This window comes from Amycolatopsis sp. NPDC051371 (genome assembly GCF_040682155.1).
Taxonomy (GTDB): Bacteria; Actinomycetota; Actinomycetes; order Mycobacteriales; family Pseudonocardiaceae; genus Amycolatopsis.
Genome location: NZ_JBFBAG010000021.1, coordinates 31408 through 51695 on the forward strand (window position 1 = coordinate 31408; position 20288 = coordinate 51695).

At 69.4% G+C, this 20288-nt stretch carries 19 protein-coding genes and 1 pseudogene; 9 read left to right on the forward strand and 11 right to left on the reverse strand.

Annotated features, from left to right (window positions below; translation table 11 throughout):
* Positions 1–47: 47 nt before the first annotated feature.
* Positions 48–1352 carry an acetyl-CoA C-acetyltransferase gene (locus tag AB0M59_RS25005; RefSeq protein ID WP_364619020.1) on the reverse strand — a complete coding sequence of 435 codons (1305 nt, stop codon included), beginning with the start codon at positions 1350–1352 and terminating at the stop codon, positions 48–50.
* 91 nt (positions 1353–1443) lie between these two features.
* Here AB0M59_RS25005 and AB0M59_RS25010 point away from each other — a divergent pair, with 91 nt between their 5' ends.
* Entirely contained in the window at positions 1444–2778 is a 1335-nt protein-coding gene (locus AB0M59_RS25010) for a 3-oxoacyl-ACP reductase (RefSeq protein ID WP_364619023.1), read from the forward strand.
* A gap of 1 nt (position 2779) precedes the next feature.
* The gene (locus AB0M59_RS25015; RefSeq protein ID WP_364619026.1) at positions 2780–3622 is read left to right on the forward strand and encodes a MaoC/PaaZ C-terminal domain-containing protein; all 843 of its coding nucleotides are present in this window, start codon (positions 2780–2782) and stop codon (positions 3620–3622) included.
* Here AB0M59_RS25015 and AB0M59_RS25020 read toward each other — a convergent pair.
* On the reverse strand, positions 3614–4270 hold the full coding sequence (locus AB0M59_RS25020) for a TetR/AcrR family transcriptional regulator (RefSeq protein WP_086670992.1): 657 nt from the start codon (positions 4268–4270) through the stop codon (positions 3614–3616). The two genes, AB0M59_RS25015 and AB0M59_RS25020, sit on opposite strands and share 9 nt — an antisense overlap.
* A 126-nt stretch (positions 4271–4396) precedes the next feature.
* On the opposite strand from AB0M59_RS25020, the gene AB0M59_RS25025 reads away from it, so the two are divergent.
* The 3 genes from AB0M59_RS25025 (at position 4397) to AB0M59_RS25035 (ending at position 6663) form a co-directional block, all read left to right on the forward strand.
* Positions 4397–5059 carry an SCP2 sterol-binding domain-containing protein gene (locus tag AB0M59_RS25025; RefSeq protein ID WP_364619029.1) on the forward strand — a complete coding sequence of 221 codons (663 nt, stop codon included), beginning with the start codon at positions 4397–4399 and terminating at the stop codon, positions 5057–5059.
* Between the two features lie 69 nt (positions 5060–5128).
* On the forward strand, positions 5129–5680 hold the full coding sequence (locus tag AB0M59_RS25030; protein ID WP_364619348.1) for an SCP2 sterol-binding domain-containing protein: 552 nt from the start codon (positions 5129–5131) through the stop codon (positions 5678–5680).
* 53 nt (positions 5681–5733) lie between these two features.
* Positions 5734–6663: a YDG/SRA domain-containing protein gene (locus tag AB0M59_RS25035; protein ID WP_364619031.1), complete on the forward strand. Its 930-nt coding sequence runs from the start codon at positions 5734–5736 to the stop codon at positions 6661–6663.
* On the opposite strand, the gene AB0M59_RS25040 is transcribed toward AB0M59_RS25035, so the two are convergent.
* Positions 6664–7134, reverse strand: coding sequence for an FxsA family protein (locus AB0M59_RS25040; RefSeq protein WP_364619033.1), 471 nt, complete (start codon positions 7132–7134; stop codon positions 6664–6666).
* A gap of 67 nt (positions 7135–7201) precedes the next feature.
* Here AB0M59_RS25040 and AB0M59_RS25045 point away from each other — a divergent pair, with 67 nt between their 5' ends.
* Positions 7202–8536 (forward strand): hypothetical protein, encoded by a 1335-nt coding sequence (locus AB0M59_RS25045; RefSeq protein ID WP_364619035.1) that lies wholly within the window; start codon positions 7202–7204, stop codon positions 8534–8536.
* Here the strand turns inward: AB0M59_RS25045 and AB0M59_RS25050 are convergent.
* Both AB0M59_RS25050 and AB0M59_RS25055 read right to left on the reverse strand, forming a co-directional pair.
* Entirely contained in the window at positions 8493–10439 is a 1947-nt protein-coding gene (locus AB0M59_RS25050) for an ABC transporter ATP-binding protein (protein ID WP_364619037.1), read from the reverse strand. The two genes, AB0M59_RS25045 and AB0M59_RS25050, sit on opposite strands and share 44 nt — an antisense overlap.
* A gap of 20 nt (positions 10440–10459) precedes the next feature.
* On the reverse strand, positions 10460–11050 hold the full coding sequence (locus AB0M59_RS25055) for a TetR family transcriptional regulator (protein WP_364619350.1): 591 nt from the start codon (positions 11048–11050) through the stop codon (positions 10460–10462).
* Positions 11051–11265: 215 nt separating this feature from the next.
* Here AB0M59_RS25055 and AB0M59_RS25060 point away from each other — a divergent pair.
* Positions 11266–11355 (forward strand): annotated as a pseudogene (locus AB0M59_RS25060) (hypothetical protein); the annotation flags it as partial.
* A gap of 142 nt (positions 11356–11497) precedes the next feature.
* On the opposite strand, the gene AB0M59_RS25065 reads toward AB0M59_RS25060, so the two are convergent.
* The 3 genes from AB0M59_RS25065 to pdhA are packed head-to-tail and all read right to left on the reverse strand — an operon-like array spanning position 11498 to position 15034.
* Positions 11498–12820, reverse strand: coding sequence for a dihydrolipoamide acetyltransferase family protein (locus AB0M59_RS25065; protein WP_364619039.1), 1323 nt, complete (start codon positions 12818–12820; stop codon positions 11498–11500).
* A gap of 16 nt (positions 12821–12836) precedes the next feature.
* Complete coding sequence (locus AB0M59_RS25070; protein ID WP_364619042.1) at positions 12837–13829, reverse strand: alpha-ketoacid dehydrogenase subunit beta; 993 nt, start codon at positions 13827–13829, stop codon at positions 12837–12839.
* Complete coding sequence (gene pdhA, locus AB0M59_RS25075) at positions 13829–15034, reverse strand: pyruvate dehydrogenase (acetyl-transferring) E1 component subunit alpha (RefSeq protein WP_364619045.1); 1206 nt, start codon at positions 15032–15034, stop codon at positions 13829–13831. Before pdhA ends, AB0M59_RS25070 begins: the two co-directional genes overlap by 1 nt.
* Before the next feature lie 370 nt (positions 15035–15404).
* Here pdhA and AB0M59_RS25080 point away from each other — a divergent pair, with 370 nt between their 5' ends.
* On the forward strand, positions 15405–16826 hold the full coding sequence (locus AB0M59_RS25080) for a M20/M25/M40 family metallo-hydrolase (RefSeq protein ID WP_364619048.1): 1422 nt from the start codon (positions 15405–15407) through the stop codon (positions 16824–16826).
* Here the strand turns inward: AB0M59_RS25080 and AB0M59_RS25085 are convergent.
* Positions 16823–17383: a TetR family transcriptional regulator gene (locus tag AB0M59_RS25085; protein ID WP_364619051.1), complete on the reverse strand. Its 561-nt coding sequence runs from the start codon at positions 17381–17383 to the stop codon at positions 16823–16825. The two genes, AB0M59_RS25080 and AB0M59_RS25085, sit on opposite strands and share 4 nt — an antisense overlap.
* 84 nt (positions 17384–17467) lie before the next feature.
* Between AB0M59_RS25085 and AB0M59_RS25090 the strand changes: the two genes are divergently transcribed.
* Positions 17468–18505, forward strand: a complete 1038-nt coding sequence (locus tag AB0M59_RS25090) for a hypothetical protein (RefSeq protein ID WP_364619054.1) — start codon at positions 17468–17470, stop codon at positions 18503–18505.
* Here AB0M59_RS25090 and AB0M59_RS25095 read toward each other — a convergent pair.
* Together AB0M59_RS25095 and AB0M59_RS25100 are read right to left on the reverse strand one after the other, a co-directional pair.
* Complete coding sequence (locus tag AB0M59_RS25095) at positions 18502–19344, reverse strand: transglutaminase family protein (RefSeq protein ID WP_364619057.1); 843 nt, start codon at positions 19342–19344, stop codon at positions 18502–18504. The two genes, AB0M59_RS25090 and AB0M59_RS25095, sit on opposite strands and share 4 nt — an antisense overlap.
* A complete protein-coding gene (locus AB0M59_RS25100; RefSeq protein WP_364619060.1) occupies positions 19341–20288 on the reverse strand; it encodes an alpha-E domain-containing protein in 948 nt (315 codons plus the stop codon). The genes AB0M59_RS25095 and AB0M59_RS25100 overlap by 4 nt, the downstream gene beginning before the upstream one ends.

Consider the following 20288-nt stretch of genomic DNA (forward strand, 5'->3'; position numbering starts at 1 on the left):
ACTTTCAGGAACTTGAAGTTCCTGAAAGTGGCCTTACGGCTTGGGAGCTACTTCTCCAGGATCGCGGTGACGCCCTGGCCGCCGGCCGCGCAGATCGAGATCAGGCCGCGGCCGGACCCCTTCTCGTTCAGCAGCTTCGCCAGCGTCGCGACGATCCGGCCGCCGGTCGCGGCGAACGGGTGCCCGGCCGCCAGCGACGAGCCGTTGACGTTGAGCTTCGCCCGGTCGATCGCGCCGAGCGGCTCGTCCAGTTCCAGCTTCTCCTTGGCGAACGCCGGGTCCTCCCACGCCTTGAGCGTGGCCAGCACCTGCGACGCGAACGCCTCGTGGATCTCGTAGAAGTCGAAGTCCTGCAGCGAAAGCCCGGCTCGCGCGAGCATCCGCGGCACGGCGTACGCGGGCGCCATCAGCAGGCCCTCCTCGCCGTGGACGTAGTCGACGGCCGCGGTCTGCGAGAACGTCAGGTACGCCAGCACCGGCAGCTTGTGCGCCTTCGCCCACTCGTCGGTGGCGAGCAGGACGGTCGACGCGCCGTCGGTCAGCGGCGTCGAGTTGCCCGCGGTCATCGTGCCGTCCGGACCGCCGAAGGCCGGCTTGAGCTTGGCGAGCTTCTCCGCGGTCGAGTCGGCGCGCAGGTTCTGGTCGCGCGCGAGCTTGAGGAACGGCGTCACGAGGTCGTCGAAGAACCCGCGGTCGTACGCGGCGGCGAGGTGCTGGTGGCTGGCCGCGGCCAGCTCGTCCTGCGCCTCGCGCGTGATCTCCCAGAGCTTCGCGGTGAGCGCCGCGTGTTCGCCCATCGACAGGCCGGTGCGCGGCTCCTCGTTGCGCGGGATCGCCGGGACGATGTGCCCCGGGCGGATCTTCGCGACGAGCTTCAGCCGGTCGCCGAGCGTCTTCGCGGAGTTGAGCTGGATGAGGATCTGCCGCAGGTCCTCGTTGACGGCCAGCGGCGCGTCGCTCGTGGTGTCGACGCCGCCTGCGATGGCCGAGTCGAGCTGGCCGAGCGCGATCTTGTTCGCGACGTTGATGATCGCCTGCAGGCCGGTGCCGCACGCCATCTGGACGTCGGACGCGGGCGTCGCGGGCGAGAGCTTGCTGCCGAGCACGCTCTCGCGGGCCAGGTTGAAGTCTTTGGAGTGCTTGAGCACGGCGCCGGCGGCGACCTCGCCGATCACCTCGCCCTGCAGGGAAAAGCGGCTGACCAGACCGTCGAGCGCGGCGGTGAACATGTCCTGGTTCGACGCCTTCGCGTACGGGCCGTTCGACCGCGCGAAGGGGATCCGGTTGCCCCCGATGATCGCGACCTTGCGCACGGAGGGCGCCTGCTTCGGTTGCCTCTGCCTGGGGGGCATTTCTCCACCTCTCGGTCGTGTCTCTCACACTGTAACCTACTCGGGAGTAGGTTAGACTGCGACGTGACGCAGACTGCACGGGAGGCAATCGATGGCTGACAGGTACCAGCAGTTCACGAAAACCCCGTTGGGGAAGTTCGTGGTGCCGAAGCTCGGCCTGCCCAGCCCCGCCACTTTGCGCCGGTACCAGCCCGGGCAACCCGCCCTCGAGGGTCCCGCACTTCTGGGGGTCGCGCCCGGCGGCCGGCTCGAGAAGACCCTGAAGGATCAACTGGCCGACGCCGGCATCGACGTCGTCACGTCCGCGGCCGACCGGCACGCGGCGCTCGTCTTCGACGCCACCGGCGTCACGGACCCTTCACGCCTGCGCGAGGTCTACGACTTCTTCCACCCGGTGATCCGCAGCGTCGGGCCGTCCGGCCGCGTCGTCATCTTGGGCACGCCGCCAGAGCAGGTCGAGGGCCGCGAGCGAATCGCTCAGCGCGCTCTCGAGGGCTTCGTGCGCTCCGTGGGCAAGGAGCTGAAGCGCGGCGCGACGGCTCAGCTCGTGTACGTCGCCGACGGCGCCGAAGAAGCGATGGAGTCGACGCTGCGCTTCCTGCTCTCCGCGAAGTCCGCGTTCGTCGACGCGCAGGTCATCCGGATCGGCGCCGAAGGCAAGACGGCGACCGCGCCGCCGAACTGGGAGAAGCCCCTCGACGGCAAGGTCGCCCTGGTCACCGGCGCGTCCCGCGGCATCGGCGCGGCGATCGCCGAGGTGCTGGCCCGCGACGGCGCACACGTCGTCGCGCTCGACATCCCCGCCCAGGGCGCCGACCTGTCGAAGGTGGCGAACAAGATCGGCGGGTCGTCCCTGCAGCTCGACATCACTTCGCCGAGCGCGCCCGCGAAGCTCGCGGAGTACCTCAAGCAGCGTCACGGCGGCGTCGACGTCGTCGTGCACAACGCGGGCATCACGCGTGACAAGACGCTGGGCAACATGAGCGAGAGCGCGTGGGACTCGGTGATCGCGGTGAACCTGGCGTCGCAGCTCGCGGTGAACGACAAGCTGCTCGGCGACAAGATCCTCAACGAGAACGGCCGCATCATCGGCGTCTCGTCGATCGCGGGCATCGCCGGCAACGTCGGCCAAGCGAACTATGCGACGTCCAAGGCGGGCGTGATCGGCATGGTGAACGTCGGCGCGCCGCAGCTCGCGGCGTACGGCGGCACGATCAACGCCGTCGCGCCCGGGTTCATCGAGACGAAGATGACGGCGGCGGTCCCGCTGTTCATCCGCGAAGCCGGGCGGCGGCTGTCGAGTCTCGGCCAGGGTGGCCTGCCGGTCGACGTCGCCGAGACGATCGCCTGGTACGCGAACCCGGCGTCGGCCGCGGTGAACGGCAACGTGGTCCGCGTCTGCGGCCAGGCCCTGCTGGGGGCCTGACGTGGTGATCCGCGAACTCGACAGCACGCCGAGCCTGGCGACGCTGTACCCGAAGGCGCTGCTCGGCGGGGTGCTCCGGAAGGCGTCCGGTTCGACGTTGCCGGACACCGAGCTGGTCCGCACGGGCGTCGTCGTCGACCCGGCGCACCTGGCGGCGTACAACACGGTCTGCGGCTTCCGGCTGAGCGACGAGCTGCCCGCGACGTACCCGCACATGCTGGCGTTCCCGCTGCAGATGGCGCTGATGACCGAGCCGGGGTTCCCGTTCCCGCTGCTCGGCATGGTGCACGTGGCGAACCGGATCACCCAGCACCGCGCGCTGCGCCTGGGCGAGCCGCTGACGATCCGCGTTCGCGCGGAAAACCTGCGCCCGCACGAGAAGGGCCGTCAGTTCGACGTCGTCAGCGAAGCTTGGGCCGGGGACGATCTCGTGTGGATCGACGTGAGCACGTACCTGCGTCGCGGCTCTTCCTCGGGTTCTTCCGGTCGCCGTGAGCAGCTGGCGCCGCCGACCCCGGACGCGATCTGGCGAGTCCCGGGCGACATCGGCCGGCGCTACGCGGAGGTCTCGGGCGACCGCAACCCGATCCACCTGCACCCCTTGACGGCTCGCCTGTTCGGCTTCCCTCGCGCGATCGCCCACGGGATGTGGACGAAGGCTCACGCCTTGGCGGCGTTCGAAGGCCGGCTGCCGTCGGCGTTCACGGTGGACGTCCGGTTCAAGCAGCCGGTGCTGCTGCCGGCCAAGGTGGGCTTCACGTCATGGTCCACTTCGGAAGGCTGGGCCTTCGAGCTGTGGAGCGGGTCGAAGCCGCACCTGGAGGGGACGATCAGCTCACTCTGACGGCTTCCAGACCTCGCCCTCGATGAGGTCGTTGAAGCCCAGCCAGACGAGGTTCATCAGCCACGACGCGAGGACGCCGTCGGAGATGTCGGGGTGGTCGAGGGCCCAGTCGGCCAGCGACTCGGCCGCTCCGACCAGTGCCGCGGACAGACCTTCACCGGAGAACTCGGCCTGCTCGCCGACGCCCTTGCGGGTGCCCGCGGACACGACGAGCGCCGCGACCAGCTGGATCGCGCGCGCCCGCATGTCGGTGATCTCCGCGGCGAACGCGCCGCCGACGGTCAGCGCCTGGCGGTGCAGCACCGTCCACGACTCGCGGTACTCCGCGACGAAGCGGTAGAACGACCGCAGGCCGTGCCAGAGCTGCATGTCCGGCGGCAGGTCGGGCTGCACGCCGGCCTGGATGGCCTCGAGCAGCCGCGTCGCCTCGCGGCGGATGCACGCACCGAACAGGTCCTCCTTGGACCCGAGGTAGGTGTAGATCATCGGCTTCGAGACGCCGGCGACGTCGGAGATCTCGTCCATCGAGGCCGCGTGGTAGCCGTGGCGCGAGAACACCTGGACGGCGGCGTCCAGGATCTGCCGCTCGCGCACGGCGCGCGGCAGCCGCCGAGCCCGTTCGGGCGGACGCTGATCATCCTCTGACACGCTGGACCTCCCTGTTGCTGCCCGGAGACGGTACCGGGCGCTGCCCCGGGAGGGTGATTTCGGCACGCTTGCCCGCCTACCTACTGGCGGGTAGCCTACGGGTGAGTAACTTGAGAGGGAGTGACCATGGCCGACAACGCCGGGATGACCAGCGCAGATCAGGTCGCGGAGCTCCGTGGGGCGGCGCTGCTGAACGCACTGGAGCGCCTCGACCCGCTGAGTGCGGAGGCGCACGCCCTCGACGTCAACGCGCTCGCCGACGCGGTCAACCCCCGCGATCTCGGCAAGGACGACTTCCGAAGACTCCTGAGCGCGCTCCTGCGGCTGGCGGAGCGCGCCCCGGCGTTCGACCTGAGCAAGGTCGAGCCGGCGCGCTTCGCGTCCCTGGTGTCCTCGGCGTCCCGCGCGCAGCTCGAGAGCGTCGTCGCGGAGCGGCCCCTGCGCGAGCGCGTACTGGACGAGATCTTCGCGCGCATGGGCGCGCACATCCGGTCCGACAAGGCCCGTGACCAGCACGCGGTGGTCCACTGGCGCATGTCGGGTGGAGTAGGTGAAGGCGGCTACGACCGCTACGAGACGCTGATTTCGCACGGTTCGTGCACGGTCACCCGCGACATGCGCTCCTCGCCTCGGGTCACGATCACGATCGCCCCGCCCGACTTCTTCCGGCTCATCACCCACCAGGCGACGCCGGCGGTGTTGTTCGTCACGGGAAGAATCAAGGTCAAGGGCGACCTGGCCTTCGCGGCGGGCCTGATCGGATTCTTCGACCTCCCTCACCCCGTATAGTTCGTGGTCGTGCCCCGAAAAGCGAAGTGGCGCCTTTCCCGGCCCCGCAGTGTTCGTGGCGGCCACGCGGTGAACGCGTTCGCGGAGAAGCTGGTCCTCGCCAACCTGACGCCCCCGCAGTTCATCCAGGTCTTGGAAACGCTGCACATGCTGGGCGAGTCCGGCGCGGGCATCGAGCTGAGCTCCCTGTCGACGGACGTCCTGGTGGACGTGGTCCGCCGAGCCTCCCGCGATCAGCTGAAGGCCATCGCGGACCACCCGGAGCTGCGTTCGGTGTTCCTGGACGAGATATTCCGTCGAATGTCAGAGCATTTCTTGCCGGACCGCGCCCGTCACGTGGACTTCGTGGTTTCTTGGCGCTTTTCCGACGGTTCCGGTGAAGATGGGTACGACCGTTTCCAGACGGTGATCGAAGACGGGCTGTGCGTTTCTTCGACGGACCTGTCGCGCACCCCGGACACCACGATCACGCTGTCGGTGGACGACTTCATCCGGATGGCAACGGGCAACGCAGCGGTGGCGGCGATGTTCGTGACGGGCCGGGTGAAGGTGAAGGGCGAGTACGCCCCAGCGGTCCGGTTCTCCAGCTACTTCGACATCCCCAAGCCATCCGGGGCCTAGCTGTCGCACGTTGGTGACACCAAACTGTCGGTGTCCACCTTTAGAGTGAATCCATGAGCACAGCGGACAGCTTCGCCATCACTGCAACCCCGCACGACCCTGATCACCCCTGGGGTGAGATCGCAGGAGTTCCTGTGGGTACTGGCTTCGCCAGTCGTCGTGAGGCGTTTGACCGCGGGGTACATCGGGAGACTCAGGCCGGCATCGCGGGCACGCGGAAGCGTGGCGCGGAATCGATCGTCGTATCTGGCGGCTACGCGGATCGCGATGAGGGAGACGTCCTGTATTACACGGGCCACGGTGGTCTCGAAGGACGCCGGCACGTCCGCAATCAGACCTTCGAAGACCGCGGAAACGCGGCCCTCGTGACAAGCAAGATCAACGGCACGCCAGTGCGGGTAATCCGCGGAAAGAGAGCCGAGCACGGACCGGCCAGCGGTTACCGATACGACGGCCTCTTCTTGGTCAAGGACTCCTGGTACGAAAGGGAATCGCACGGGTACAAGGTGTGCCGGTTCCTGATGGTGAGAGCAGGAGTCGTGGACGCAATGGTGCCCGGTGGCGAATTTGAGCTACCCACTGAGCCAGCTCACGCAAAGGCCCCCTCGGGTACCCTTACGCCCACTCGGCGCCCCACATCTGGCGAGGCGATCGTCCGTTCGATCGAAGTGGCCCGTTTCGTCAAAGAAGCTCACGACTACACGTGCCAGATGTGCGGAATAAGGCTGTCTATTGCCGGACGGGGCTACGCGCAGGGTGCGCACATCCAAGCGGTGGGCGGAGCGCACAAGGGACCGGACATCCCGGAGAACATGCTCTGTTTGTGTCCGAACTGCCATGCCCTCTTCGACTTAGGCGCCATCTTGGTAAGCGACGATCTGTCGGTGACCTGCAACGGCAAGGCATCGGGGGTTCTTCGAGTGGTGGGAGATCACCACATCGACGCGAAGTACCTCGCGCTGCATCGCAAGGCCCACGAGTGATCAGTTCTCCACTATCCGACCCTCGATCACCGTCGGCTGGTCACGGCGAGGCTGAGGCTGCTCCGGAACCACCTCACTGTCCACCACCATCACCGGCCCCCGGCGCTGGTTGGCGAACCGGACCGCCCGCTTCTCCATCCGCTTCAACCACAGCTTCCGAGCCACCGCGCGCGACGGCGGCAGCATCAGCAGCAGCCCGAGGACGTCACTGACGAACCCCGGCACCAGGATCAGCACCCCACCCAGCGCCACCAGCATCCCGTCGGTGAGTTCCTTCTCCGCCGGACGCCCAGCGCGGGCCGTGTCCATGAACGCCCGCATCGCCTTCGCACCCTCGCGGCGGGCCAGCCAAGAGCCGATGAAGGCGCCGGCCAGCAGGAGGCCCAGCGTGCCGAGCACGCCGACGGCCGAACCCACCGCCCAGATCGCGGCGATCTCGGCGAAGACGTAAAGCAGGAACGCGACAGCCATACCCGTACAACGAACGACCTGTCCGTTTTGCTCCCGGCCCACGAGTCACCCGCTAGTCTCACCGATCGTGTCCGACTGGCTCCGCTGGCTCCTCATCGCGTTGTGCCTGGTCCTGGCTCTGATCGTGGTGTGGTACGGCCGCCGCGGGGGCTCGGCGTTCGCCGGGGTTACCTGGACCCAGCGCAAGCGGGAGGTCCGGCGGCGAGGGATGGCGGTGTCCGTCCTCGGCTGGCTGGTCGTGGCCCTGCTCGTGGCCGGGGCGACCGGCAGTGGGCTGCTCTGGTTCCTCGGCTGGCCGCGGCTGCCGACCGCCGGCGTCTTCGACGTCGCCCAGGTGCTCGACCTGCTCAAGATCGCTCTCTCGGTCGTCGCCGGGTTCGGTGGGGTCGTGCTGCTCGCCGTCAACTACCGGAAGCAGCGGGTCACGGAAGAGGAACACGCCCTCGCGGTGGAAAAAGCTGACCGCGAGGTTGTCCAGAAGTTCAACGAACGCTTCGGCAGCGCCGCCGAGCAGCTTGCGAACGACAGCCCGGCCGTTCGGCTCGCCGGCGTCTACGCCATGGCCGGGCTCGCCGATGACTGGGCCGACAAACGCCAGGTCTGCGTCGACGTCCTGTGCGGCTACCTCCGGATCACTCGCGAAGCTGACGGCGAGGCCGAAGTGCGGGAGGCGATCCTGCGCGTGATCCGCGACCGCACTCGCCAGAGCGGGAAACCGTCGTGGTCCGCGCTCGATTTCGACTTCACCGGTGTCACGTTCGAGAACGCCGATTTCGCCCGTCGCAAGTTCAGCGGCGAGGTCCTGTTCGACGGCGCCGAGTTCGTCGGCGGGGTGGCTTCGTTCGCCGGTGCCGAGTTCGGGAAACTGCTCAGCTTCCACGGTGCCCGGTTCTCCGCCACCGACACGAACTTCGCTGGGCTGACCCTCACCGCCGGCAAAGCCGAGTTCGTCGGCGCCGAGTTCGCCGGGGAGACGGTCGACTTCGCCGATGGTTACCTGCAGTCGTCGTCGGTGGCCTTCTTCCGCTGCCGGTTCGCGGCGTCCCGGGTGGACTTCTCGCAGCTGGACTTCACCTTCGGCCGGATGGTGTTCGACCGGTGCGACTTCGCGGACCTGGAACTCGACCTCTCGATCGGCCGCGACGACCAACCGTTCTCCCTGGCGCCGCTGCTCGCCGAAAACTGCCGATTCGAGCGGTGCCGGATCGAGCTGGGCTCGGGCGGCCAAGGGGTCAAGCTCGCGAGCTGCGTGCTCGACACCGTGACCGTCGGCGACACCGGGGAGTACCCGCAGGCACACCCTTGGCCGGACAACGAGCTGCGCGGTGGTACCTCGCTGCCCGGCCACTACGTGACGCCTAGCTCGGCACCTCGTCCAGGTACGCCTGCGCTTGAAGGGTGAACAGCTCCGCGTATCCGGCCTTCGCCGCCATCAGGTCCTCGTGCGTCCCGTACTCCGCCACCTTTCCGTGGTCCAGCAGCAGGATCCGCTCCGCCTGCCGCACCGTCGAGAACCGGTGCGAGATGTACAGCGTCGTCCGGCCCTCGGACAGCTCACGCAGCCGCGAGAACAGATCGTGCTCCGCCTGGGCGTCCAGTGCCGATGTCGGCTCGTCCAGGATCAACAGCGGTGCCTCACGCTGGAACGCCCTGGCCAGCGCGATCTTCTGCCACTCGCCGCCGGACAGGCTCACGCCCTGGTCGAACCAACGCCCCAGTGGGCTGTCGTAGCCGCTGGGCAGCCGCTCGATGCGCTCGTCCGCCCCCGCTCGGCGGGCCGAGTTCTCGATGTGCGGACGGTCCTCCAGCCGGGTCAGGTCACCCAGGCCGATGTTCTCCGCCGCCGTTCCCTGGTACGTCACGTAGTCCTGGAACATCGCGCTGATCCGGGTGCGGAGCTCGACCGGGTCGTATTCGCGGATGTCGACGTCGTCGAGCAGAATGCGGCCGGCGGTCGGGTCGTAGAGCCGGCAGAGCAGCTTGAACAGCGTCGACTTGCCCGCGCCGTTGCGGCCGACGACCGCCACCGTCTCGCCCGGGCGGATCTCGAAGCTGACGTTGTCGAGCGCCGGCTCGTCGGCGCCCGGGTAGGCGAAAGTGACCGAGTCGAACTCGATGTGACCTTCCACTGTGGACGGAAGAGCGCGCGGCGAAGCGGGCGCCGTGATCTCCGGCTTCGTGTCCAGGAAGCGGTACAGCGTGTCGAGGTACAGGTTGTTCTCGTACATCCCCGAGAACGCCGTGAACAGCCCGGACACCGACGCCTGCACGGACGTCGCCGCGGCCGTGTACAGCGCCAGGTCACCCAGGGTGAGGTGTCCGCCGACCGCCTGCAGCGCGATGTACAGCGCGATGGCCGACCCCGCGAACGTGCTCAGCAGCCCCCAGGACGTCGAGCTGATGTTGCGGTTGATCGTCAGCTTCCGCTGCCGCTCGTACGACACGAGGCCGAGCCGGCGGAACCGGTCGACGAAGTACGGGCCGAGCCCGAACAGCTTCGTCTCCTTGGCGTACGTGTCCGTCGTGACCAGCGACGACAGGTAGTCCATCCGCCGCTTGATCGGCGACATCAGGAACGTCAGCCAGAACGCGCGCGAGCCGTACTTCGACTGCGAGATGAACGCCGGGATCGGCGCCAGCAGCGCGACCAGGGCCAGCAGCGGGCTGACGGCGACCAGCAGCGCGACCATGCTGCCGAACGTGATGAGCGTCCGGACGAGCCCGAGCGCGGAGTTCATCATCGACAGCGGCCGCGTCGGCGCTTCCTGCGCGGCCTGGCGCAGCATGTCGTAGGACGTCGAACCCTCGAAGTACGCGAGGTGCAGCTCGCTCGCGTGCGCCATCACCTGGTGGCGGATGGTCAGCGTCATGCGTTCCTGCAGCAGCGACTGCGCGATCGACGTCAGCGCGCTGCTGATCGCGGTCGCGGCGAGCACGCCGAACTGGAACAGCGCCACGTTGACGATGTCGGCCGTAGTGCCGCGGTGCTGGATCGCCGCGACGACGGAGTCGAGCAGCAGCTTCGCGATGTACGCGGTCAGGGTCGGCAGGAGGCCCGACAGCAGCGTGATCAGCGCCAGGAGGATCGTCAGGATCGGGCTGGCCTGCCACGTCAGCCTCACGACCTTTGGCAGGCCGCGCACCGTGCCCGCCACGGACGTCTTCGCGCGCTTGAGCCGCGAGCGGAGGTCCTTCGGCTGGTCTTCCGGCTTGGGCTCGGGGATTTCGACCGGCCCGGTGAGCCCGCTCTCCGGAACCGTCGAGGCGTGCCGCCGTCTTCCTCGCCGAGCCAGCATGAACTCCATGCCGCCCCCACCGCCCGGGATCACTTGACCTCCACGGCGCCGTGCAGGAAGACGTCGACCACCTGGCGCGTGGTGGCGGCGTTGTCGACCGGTGCCATCCGCCGGCCGCCGAACAACAGGGTCAGGAACAGTGAAGCCAGCTGCTCGGGCGTGAGCCGCAGCTGGTCCTTCTCCGGCTCGAACAGCTCGGTGATCGCGCCGCGCATGGCGGCCATCGACTCGCTGCGCCCGCCCTTCCACGTGCCGCGCCGGTCTTTGAGGCGCTGCTCGGGGTCGCGCTGCTTGTGCCGGCCGGAGGCGTGCAGGGCGCCCATCAGCGCACCCATCCGCTCGAGGTGCGCGCCGAGCGCGTCGGCGGCCTCGACGAGCCGGTCTTCGAGCGGCTGCTCGATGGGGATTTCGGCGATCGCGTCGAGCACGTGGTCGGGGCGCAGCGCCTCGGCGGTGCAGGCGTCGAACAGCTCGTCCTTGTCCTTGAACGCGCGGAAGATGGTGCCCTCGCCGATGCCGGCGGCGCGGGCGATCTGGCTGGTGGTCACGCCGGCGCCGTGCTCGATCAGGAGCGGCAGCACCGCGTGCACGATCATGGCGCGCCGGGCTTCGACGCTCATGCCCGGCGCTCTCCGCCGGATCTCGGGTGCTGGTGTCATGCGACCAGTGTGCGGAGTGAGTGCTCACTCCGTCAAGTGAGTATAAGTTGGCTCTCATGGGCGTGGTTTGGGCGATGGCGTTCCCGATGCTGGTCGTGCTGCTGTTCCTGCTCGCGGTGCTCGAGGTCTGGGGCCGCCGGTTCCTGCCCTGGCACCGCCGCGGCGACGGCCCGCGGATGGCGAGCGCGGTCGCGACCGAAGAGGTCGAAGCGATCCTCGGCGGCACGAAGCACCACGACCTCGAGCAACGCCAGGTCCAGCTGATGCTGGTCGACGACCAAGCCGACGGCGCCCCCCCCGCGCACCCACGTCGACCTCGACGCCGGGAAGATCGTCTTCCGAAAGCCGTGAAGGCCTCCTTACCGGCCATAAGAGCCGGTAAGGAGGCCTTCACGGACCTTCAGTGCGTCAGTACGTCATCGCCATGGCCGGGTCGGCCAGCAGGGCGCCGACGTCGGCCAGGAACTCCGAACCCTGCTGGCCGTCGACCACGCGGTGGTCGAAGCTCAGCGACAGCTGGAGGACCTTGCGGACCTTGATCTCGCCGTCCACCACCCACGGCTGGTCCTTGATCGCGCCGAGGCACAGGATCGCGGACTCGCCCGGGTTGATGATCGGCGTTCCGGTGTCGACGCCGAACACGCCCACGTTCGTGATCGTGATCGTGCCGTTCGCCATGTCCGCCGGCGACGTCTTGCCCTCGCGGGCGACGTCGGTCAGTGCCGTCAGCGCCTGCGCCAGCTCCTTCAGCGACATCGAGTCGGCGTCGCGGACCTTGGGCACGATCAGGCCGCGCGGCGTCGCCGCCGCGATCCCGAGGTGCACGTAGTCCTTGAAGACGATCTCCTGCGCGGCTTCGTCCCACACCGCGTTGATGTCCGGAGTGCGCTTCGCCGCCAGGCACACGGCCTTCGCCGCGAACGTCAGCGGCGTGACCTTGACCCCGGCGAACTCCCGCGACTTCTTCAGCTTCTCGCGGAACTCCATCATCGGCGTGACGTCGATGGTCAGGAACTCCGTGACGTGCGGAGCGGTGTACGCGCTCTGCACCATCGCCGCCGCGGTCATCTTGCGGACGCCCTTGATCGGCACCCGCCGTTCGCGGGTGCCCGGGTCGTAGCCCGCGTCCACAGTGGACACGGCCGGAGCCGCGGAGCCGTTGGCCGCCCGCTCGACGTCGTCGCGGGTGATCACGCCACCCGAAGCCGTGCCGGTCAGCGCGTGCAGGTCGACGCCGAGGTCCTTCGCCAGCTTCCGCACCGGCGGCTTCGCCAGCGGGACGTACCCGCCGCGAGGAGCAACCGGAGCAGGCGCGGGAGGAGCGACCACGGCGGCGGCAGGAGCCGGAGTCGGAGCGGCGCCCTTCCGGGCTCGCCGCTGCGTGACGACAGCCTTGGAGCCGTAGCCGACCAGCGGCTTCATCTCTTCTTCTTCGACCGGCGCGGCGGCGGGCGCGGCAGCAGGCGCCGGAGCCGAAGCCCCGCCGGGGTCGACGTCGATGGTGAGGATCGGCGTGCCGACCTCCACCGTCTGCCCCGGCTCGACGTGCAGCTCCGTGACCACCCCGGCCCACGGGATCGGCAGCTCGACGGCGGCCTTCGCGGTCTCGATCTCGACGACGATCTGGTTGACCGTCACCGTGTCGCCCGGCTTCACGTGCCAAGAAAGAATGTCGGCTTCGGTCAGCCCCTCGGCCGTGTCGGCCAGGGGGAACTGTTTGTACGTAGGCATAACGCGGAGATCCCCCTTACCAGGCGAGCGAGCGGTCGACGGCGTGCAGCACCCGGTCGAGGTCGGGGAGGTAGTGCTCCTCGAGCTTGGCCGGCGGGTACGGCGTGTCGAACCCGGTCACCCGGAGGACGGGCGCTTCCAGCGAGTAGAAGCACTCCTGCTGGACGCGCGCGGCGATCTCCGAGGTCAGCGACGACTCGGACGGCGCCTCCGACAGTGCGATCAGCCGGCCGGTCTTGCGCACCGACTCGAACACCGGGCCGAGGTCCAGCGGCGAAAGCGTGCGCAGGTCGATGACCTCGAGCGACTGGCCACCGTCCTCGGCCGCGGCGGCCGCGTCGAGCGCGACCTTCACCGAAGGTCCGTACGCGACGACCGTCGCGGTCGTGCCTTCGCGGACGACCTGCGAGGAGAAGACCGGCGACGGCGTGCCCGCGACGTCGATCTCCGCGCGCAGCGCACCCGAGTGGTACAGCCGCTTCGGCTCGAAGAACAGGATCGGGTCGTCCGACTTGATCGCTTCCTGGATGCCCCAATAGGCGTCGACGGCGTTCGAAATCGAGATGACCTTGAGGCCCGGGATGTGCGCGAACAGCGACTCCGGCGACTCCGAGTGGTGCTCGACCGCGCCGATCCCGCCACCGAACGGCACCCGGATCACGACCGGCATCTTGATCTTGCCCTGCGTCCGGTAGTGCAGCTTGGCCAGCTGCGAGGAGATCTGGTCGAACCCCGGGAAGATGAAGCCCTCGAACTGGATCTCGCACACCGGCCGGAACCCGCGCACGGCCAGGCCGACCGCGGTGCCGATGATGCCGGACTCCGCCAGCGGCGTGTCCAGCACGCGCTGCTCGCCGAAGTCCTTCTGCAGGCCGTCGGTGATCCGGAAGACGCCGCCGAGCTTGCCGACGTCCTCGCCCATGATCAGGACCTTGGGGTCCTCTTCCATCGCGCGGCGAAGGCCGAGGTTGAGCGCCTTGCCGATGGTGAGTTTCTGGAGGTCGGTCATCAGTGCTCACCCGCCGATACGAAGCCGTCGAGGTAGGACAGGAACTCTTCGCGCTGCGCGTCCAGCACCGGGTTGCCCTCGGCGTAGACGTTGCTGAAGATCCTCTCCGGCGGCGGCTCCGGCATGTTGAACGTGTACTCGCGCAGGTCGGCGGCGAAGGCGTCGGCCTCGGCCTGGACCTGGTCGAAGAAGTCGTGGTCGGCGCCGCCCTTGCGGGCCAGGAACGCCCGCACACGCTCGATCGGGTCCTTGAGCTTCCACTCTTCGAGCTCGTCGGAGAGCCGGTAGCGCGACGGGTCGTCGGTCGTCGTGTGCGCGTCCATCCGGTAGGTGAACGCCTCGATCAGCACCGGGCCGTTGCCGTGGCGGCACTCGTCGAGGGCCCAGCGGGACACCGCGAGGCAGGCCAGGACGTCGTTGCCGTCGACGCGGATGCCGGGGAAGCCGTACCCGCGGGCGCGCTGGTAGAGCGGCAGGCGCGACTGGCGCTCGGTCGGCTCGGAGATGGCCCACTGGTTGTTCTGGCAGAAGAAGACGAGCGGCGCGTCGTAGACGGCGGCCCAGACGAATCCTTCGTGGACGTCGCCCTGCGAAGTCGCGCCGTCACCGAAGTAGCAGATTGTGGCTTCGCCGTCGTCGTCGCCGACCTTGCCCTCGAACTTCTGCCCCATCGCATAACCGGCGGCGTTGAGCACCTGGTTGCCGATGACGATGCAGTACGGGTGGAAGCCGTGCTCTTTGTAGTCCCATCCACTGTGGTCGGTGCAGCGGAAGATGCCCAGCAGGTCCTTCATGTCGACCCCGCGCGCGTAGGCGACGCCGTGCTCGCGGTAGCTGGGGAAGGCCATGTCGTTCTGCTTCAGCGCGCGGCCGGAGCCGATCTGCGCGGCCTCCTGGCCGAGCAGCGGGACCCAGATGCCGAGCTGGCCCTGGCGCTGCATCGCGTTGGCTTCGCGGTCCGCGCGGCGGACGAGCACCATGTCGCGGTACAGGCCGCGCAGGGCTTCGTCGTCGATGTCGTCGACGTACTTGTCGAACTGGGGCGACGGGACCCGCTCGCCTTCGGGGGTGAGCAGCTGAGTCAGCTCAGCGCCACCTTCGCTGGTCGCTCGCAATCCGGCGATCACCTGCTCGGGGGAAGGCTGGGCCGCGACGGCGGCCGGCCCGTCTCCAGGCTCCGGGTGCGTCCACTGTTCGGACGGCATGGGCGTTGCTCCTCGGTGTCGGTGCCTCTGGCGGCCGCTTGTGGCGACCACAGCGACTGCACCGGCGGGGACCAGCGCATCGGGTCCGAAGCGCTCGGTCACCGTCGGCGTTGACGGTTCTCGCCGTCATCCTGGCACGAAGGTCGTGGCTTTGGTCAGTCACGGATGCTGATTTGTTGCTGAGAAAGGGGGTCTGAACAGGGAAAACGTTAGGAAGCCCGAGCATCGGACCTACGAGAGTAGGGAGCCGGTCCCCACGCTCACCAGGAGTGGCCGTCCCGGTACGCGCTCGGGCACCTGGGTGATCACCCGATCCGGGGACGCCTCTGTGATGTGCCGCACGCCGGGACGTGCGTGGCACGATGGCGACGTGGAGCAAAAATCCGTTCGTGAATCCGTCGTGGCGTCGTGGACCGGCGACGTCATCCCGAGTCTGTCCGGGCTGGTGGCCATCCCCGCCTTGTCCCCGGCCTTCGACGCCGAGTGGGCGACGACCGGTCACCTGGCCGCCGCCGTCGACCACGTCCGCGAGTGGATCGCCGCGCGCGACCTGCCCGGCGCGACCCTCGACGTCGTGCAGCTCGAAGGCCGCACTCCCCTGCTGCTCGTCGACGTCCCGGCGACCCCGGGCGCGGCGGACCAGGGCACTGTCCTGATGTACGGCCACCTCGACAAGCAGCCTCCGGTGGGTGGCTGGTCGGAGGGCCTCGACCCGTGGACCCCGGTGATCCGCGACGGCCGGCTGTACGGCCGCGGCTCCGTCGACGACGGCTACTCCGGCTACGCGGCGACGACGGCGATCGAAGCCGTCCACGCGGCCGGCGGCGAGCACGCCCGCATCGTGGTGCTCCTGGAGACCGGCGAAGAGTCCGGCAGCCCCGACCTGCCCGCGTACGTCGAGCACCTGGCCGACCGCATCGGCGAGGTCTCGCTGGTGATCTGCCTCGACGCCGGCGGCAGCGACTACGAGCGGTTGTGGCTGGTCACGAGCCTGCGCGGGATGCTGCACCTCGACGTCACCGTCCAGCTGCTGGGTTCGGCCCAGCACTCGGGCATCGCTTCGGGTGTCGTCGCCAGCTCGTTCCGCGTGCTGCGGAAGCTCCTCGAGCGGCTCGAGGACACCGAGACCGGCGAGCTGCTGCTCGACGAGCTCAAGGTCGACGTCCCGGCGGACCGGCTGGCCGAGCTCAAGGCCGTCGCGCAGGACTTCCCCGAGGCGCTGTCGAAGGCGTTCCCGCTGGTCGAGGGTGGTCGCGTGATCACCGAAGACGCGCTGGAGCTGATGCTCAACAACGCGTGGCGCCCAACGCTGTCGGTGATCGGCGCCGACGGCTTCCCGAAGCCCGCCGACGCCGGGAACGTCCTGCGCGAGAGCACGACGTTGACGCTGAGCTTCCGCCTCCCGCCGACGGCCGACGCCGAGAAGGGGCTCGAAGCCGTGAAGCGGGCCCTGACCACGGACGTCCCGTACGGCGCGAAGGTCACCTTCGGTGGCAACCCGCAGGCGGAGGACGGCTGGAACGCGCCGACCGAGTCGCCGTGGCTGACGAACGCCCTGCGCACGGTCAGCGACGAGGTCTTCGGCCGGCCGCACCGCGCGACCGGCATGGGCGGCTCGATCCCGTTCATGGGCCTGCTCTCGCGCAAGTACCCGGAGGCGCAGTTCCTGGTCACCGGCGCGTGCGGGGCCGACTCGAACATCCACGTGCCGGACGAGTGGCTGCACCTGGAGTACGCGCAGCAGGTCACCGAGGCCGTGGCGCACATCCTGGACGCTCACGCCCGCGGCTAGCGGCAGGCTTCGCGCAAGGTCGCGGCGGCCGTCTCCAGGCACGTCGGGAAGTCCTGGTCGCCGCCGGAGTCGATCCAGCGGTCGAAGGCGTCGCCGAGGATGATCGCCGCGATCTGCGCCGCCGGTTTCGCGAGCTCGGGCGGTGTCCCCCGCCGCTCGAGCGCGTCCCGGATCGCCGTGGTGATCGCGGCCGCCTTGCTCCGCTCGCGTTCGCGGAGCTCGGCGCTCGAAGCGATCACCGCCCGGCGTTCCGGAGACGGGTCGACGAGCCGAGTGACCTGGGTGCCGACCTCGACGAGCGCGCCGAGGGCCGTCCGAAGCGGCGACTCCGCCTCTTCGGCGGCGAGGACGGCTTCGGTGACCGCGGGAGGTAGCTGCTCGGCGCCGGCGAAGAGGACTTCGCGCTTGTCGGGGAAATAACGGAAGTACGAGCGGCGGGTGATCCCGGCGCGCTCGGCGATCTGCGTCACGGTGACGGCGTCGTACCCGTGCTCGGCGTACAGCTCCAGCGCGGCTTTCCGCAGCCGGTCCGCGGTTCCGGGATCCCATCTGGCCACGAGCCCAGCCTACAAGCGATGTCTCAGTGTGTCGTCACGTGCTAGCCTCGGTGATGACACACTGAGACATCACTGGAGGACGACATGGAGATCTGGGTACTCGGGGCGCTGGGCCGGACCGGCCGGGGCATCACCGCCGAGCTGGCCGCGCGTGGACTGCCGGCCGTCCTGGTCGGACGCGACCGCGAACGGCTGGCGGCGAGCGGCTCGAAGTTCGTCGTCGCCGACGGAGCCGAAGCCATCGCGGCCGAGATCCGGCGGCAGCGGCCCACCGTCGTCGTCAACACCATCGGCGAGTACGCCGCCACGGCCGGGACGATCGCCCGCGCGTGCCTGCCCGGCGGACACTACGTCGACCTGGCCGCGGACCTGGTCGCCGTCCCGCGGCTGCTCGACCTGCACGAAGAAGCCCTGGCCGGCGGCAGCACCTTCGTGACCGGCGCCGGGTTCGGTGTCCTGGCCACGGAGGCCGTCGTCGCGAAGCTCTGCGATGGGCGCGCGACGCCGAGTTCGGTACACGTCGACGCGGTGGCGTCGGTCGCCATCGAAGCGGGCGCCTTGGGAGTCGCGCTGGCCGCCAGCATCGTCGACGCACTGACCACCGGCGGCCGCGAGTACCGGGACGGTCGCTTGGTTCCCACGCGGCTCGGCGCGAACGCGCAGACGCTCACGTTCCCGGACGGCGAGACGGCGAAGTTGGCGAGCGTGCCGTCGGGTGAGCTCGTGGCGGCTCAGCGGGCGAGCGGCGCGCCGTCGGTCGGCATCACGTCCGGCCTCGCGCCTGCGTCACCCGCGGTCCGGGCGGTGCTGCCCCTGCTCGGCCGGGTGCTGGCCGTCCCGGCGTTGCGCCGGTTCGCGGTCCGGCGGCTCACCGGGGTCCAGGCGAAGGCGGCGCCGCGCCCTCGTACGCATTCGTGGGGCCACGCCGTCGTCACCTGGCCCGACGGCACGACGCGCGAAGGCTGGCTCCGCGCCGGCGATGGCATGGACTTCACGACGGCGGTCGTGGCCGAGGTCGCGGACCGCCTGGCCCGCGGCGAAGGCAAACCCGGCGCGCACACCCCGGCGTCGGCCCTCGGCGCGGACGTCGCCGAAGCGGCGGGCGCGACCTTCTTGCTCTAGGCCAGCCGGGTCAGGTGGACCGAGACGTCCAAAGTGGACTGCCCACCGCCCGTGAAGATCCCCTTCAACGGCGCCACATCGGCGTAGTCCCGCCCCATCGCCACCCAGACGTGCCGCGGACCGACCGGGATGGCGTTCGTCGGGTCGTACGCCCACCACCCGCCGGTCCAGACGTCGACCCAGGCGTGTGACTCGCCCTCGACCACCTCGCCGAGCTTCGCGTCCCGTTTCGTGTGCAGGTAGCCCGAGACGTACCGGGCCGGGACGCCGATCGCGCGCAGCATCACCAGCGTGACGTGCGCGAAGTCCTGGCAGACGCCTTCGCGCGCCTGCCAGGCGTCGGTCGCCGTCGAGTGGACGCCCGTCGTGCCCGGTTGGTACTTCAGCTGCTTGTTCACCCACTCGCACACCGCCAGCACCGACTCGGCCGGGTCTAGGCCGGTCCGCAGCGCGCGAGCCTCGCGCGCCAGGGCGACGTCGCGCGGGGTGTAGTCGGTCGGCGTCAGGTACTCCGTGCGGTGGTCGACGACCGTCTCGCTCCGCAGGTCCTTCCACGACGCCGTGCGGATCGGCTCGGCTTCGTCCGCCGTCTCGACCACCGACGTCGCCAGCACCGTGAACTCCGTGTGCGGCGCGTGCAGGTCGAACGACGTGACGACCGTGCCCCAGTAGTCCGTGTACCGGTAGGCGCGGGTCGCCGGGGTCGTCTCGATGCGCGTCGCCACCGTCGTCTGGCGACGGTCCGAGCGCGGGGTCAGCCGCGCCTCGTTGTACGACTGCGTCGCCGGCGTCGCATACCGGTACCCCGTCCGGTGCGCCACCCGCAGCTGCCACGTCACAGCGAAACCTCCGCACCGCTCCACGCCACCCACGGCGACGTGCTGAAGTACTGCAACGACACCGCTTCGCCGATCTCCTTGATCGACGTCTGCAACGCCCCGAGCCGCCGCGGCAGGTCGGTCAGCAGGTCCGCCGGGCGGAGGAACTCCAGCTCGCTGCGGGCCCGGCCGAGCTGGCGCAGCGCCTCGGACTTCTCGCTGTTGCGCGCGCCGCCGCCCGGGTCGAGCCGCTGCAGGCACTCCTCGGCCTGCCGCAGCGCGTGGAACACCGACCTCGGAAACAGCGTGTCTCGCAACAGGAACTGCACGACGCGGGCGGCGTCCAGCGCACCCCGATACGTCCTCAGGTACGTGTCCTGCGCGCCGGCCGAACGCAGCACCGTGATCCACCCCGGCGAAGACGCGCGGTCCGCGACCCGCGACAGCAGCAGCCGGACCAGCATGTCGGCGCGTTCGATCGAGCGGCCGAGGACCATGAAGAGCCAGCCGTCGTCGCGGCTCATCGTCGAATCGGCGAGCCCGGCGAACATCGCCGCGCGTTCCTCGACGAACGACAGGAACGCGTGCGGCCCGGCTCGACGCGCGTAGCGCTGCCGATCCGGGACGGCGTTCCATGTCGCGTTCAGGCATTCCCACAGCTCGGTCGAGACGACTTCGCGGGCGCCCCGCGTGTTCTCTCGTGCCGAGTTGATCGAGCCGACGATCGACGCCGGGTTGTCCTTCGCGTACGCCACCAGCTCGGTGAGCTTCCAGACGTCGAGGGCGTCCCCGTCGGGCGTGTCGATGCCCAGGACGGCGAGCAGCTGACGGCTCGCGTGGTCGGGGTCGACCGTCGCGTCCTCCAGCAGCTGGTGGACCGAGACGTTGAGGATCCGGGAGGTGTCGTCGGCGCGTTCGACGTACCGGCCGATCCAGTACAGCGACTCCGCGTTGCGTGCCAGCAT